Here is a 639-nt window from a genome sequence, read left to right on the forward strand (position 1 = left end):
CGTAAGAGAGCTGGCGGAAGAGCTCACCAAAGCCGTCGATTTCGCGGTCGAGCAGCGGCCGTGCCGCTTCTGGAGTAACGTCCCGCGCGGTCAGTCCCGTACCGCCGTTTATGATGATCGCATCGATCTCTGGGTCGGCAATCCAGGTCGAGAGTGCCGCCCTTATCCGGTAGCGATCATCGGTAAGAATCTCGCGTGCGGCGAGAGTGTGCCCACTGGCGGTAATGCGCGCTGCCAGCTCAGCGCCGGAGGTGTCTTCGGCGAGGCCGCGGGTGTCGGAGACAGTCAGTAGTGCTATGGCAATGGGGATAAATTCGGTGGCGGCGTGGCTGCCCATGAAGCGTTCTCCTGATTAAGTCGAGTCGGTTGTGCTGCCGATTGTGCGCTCGGGTTGAGGGTGCGCAGCGCAGCCCACTCCTGGGGGGTGTTGATATTGCTCATCGCCGCGGTTATGACCGTGGTCGCGGGCAGTGGCAGCTCGCGACTGCCCAGCGCGCGGTGAAGGGCGTAGACGCGATCGACCGACTGCGGTAGCGGGCCGCTGCGCAGGTAAGCGGGCAGTGGATGACCACTGAAGAAGGCGCCTTCGGGGTGGCGCAGGAGCTCTTGGAGCAGCGCGACGGGTAGCAGCGGCATATC

The 639-nt window shown here is 64.0% G+C and carries 2 protein-coding genes; both read right to left on the bottom strand.

Annotated features, from left to right (window positions below; translation table 11 throughout):
* On the bottom strand, positions 1 to 337 hold a 337-nt coding region (locus CKO25_RS20760), incomplete at its 3' end, for a molybdopterin-binding protein (protein WP_242467802.1).
* Positions 295 to 639 (bottom strand): glycosyltransferase family protein (locus CKO25_RS20925; RefSeq protein WP_207162437.1); only part of this gene is annotated, 345 nt, incomplete at its 5' end. The genes CKO25_RS20925 and CKO25_RS20760, both read right to left, overlap by 43 nt.

It is taken from the genome of Thiocapsa imhoffii (assembly GCF_016583985.1).
GTDB lineage: Bacteria > Pseudomonadota > Gammaproteobacteria > Chromatiales > Chromatiaceae > Thiocapsa > Thiocapsa imhoffii.